This is a genomic window from Christiangramia aquimixticola, assembly GCF_048285835.1.
GTDB classification, from domain to species: Bacteria; Bacteroidota; Bacteroidia; order Flavobacteriales; family Flavobacteriaceae; genus Christiangramia; species Christiangramia aquimixticola.
This window is the reverse complement of the sequence record NZ_JBLVTL010000116.1, coordinates 1-334: the sequence shown is the minus strand read 5'-3', so window position 1 is coordinate 334 and position 334 is coordinate 1. Positions and strand designations below refer to the sequence as shown.

1 protein-coding gene is annotated in these 334 nt (G+C 49.1%); it reads left to right on the top strand.

What is annotated here, in order from left to right; all coding sequences use genetic code 11:
- Positions 1-334, top strand: a 334-nt coding sequence (locus tag ACNKXV_RS13750) for a DUF6600 domain-containing protein (protein ID WP_417908292.1), incomplete at both ends; no start/stop codon positions are given.

Below are 334 nucleotides of genomic sequence, written 5' to 3'. Positions count from 1 at the left end.
AAAAATCAACTCGGAGTTCTGGCGCTTTTCTTCGGTCTCCTTTTCGGCAATCTCTCCCACGCAAAAGCCGAATCCAACTACTATCGCGGGGTATCTTTTCAGGTTTTCTACGATGCGCTCACTCCTTATGGTGACTGGGTCAAAGATGCCAGATACGGCTACATCTGGTTACCTGCCGTGTATGAGGAATTTCATCCTTATGGTACCAATGGTCACTGGGTGATGACCGAATACGGCAACACCTGGGTCTCTGATTACGATTGGGGTTGGGCAACCTTCCATTACGGAAGGTGGTACTTTGACGACTACTATCAGAGCTGGGCTTGGATTCCAG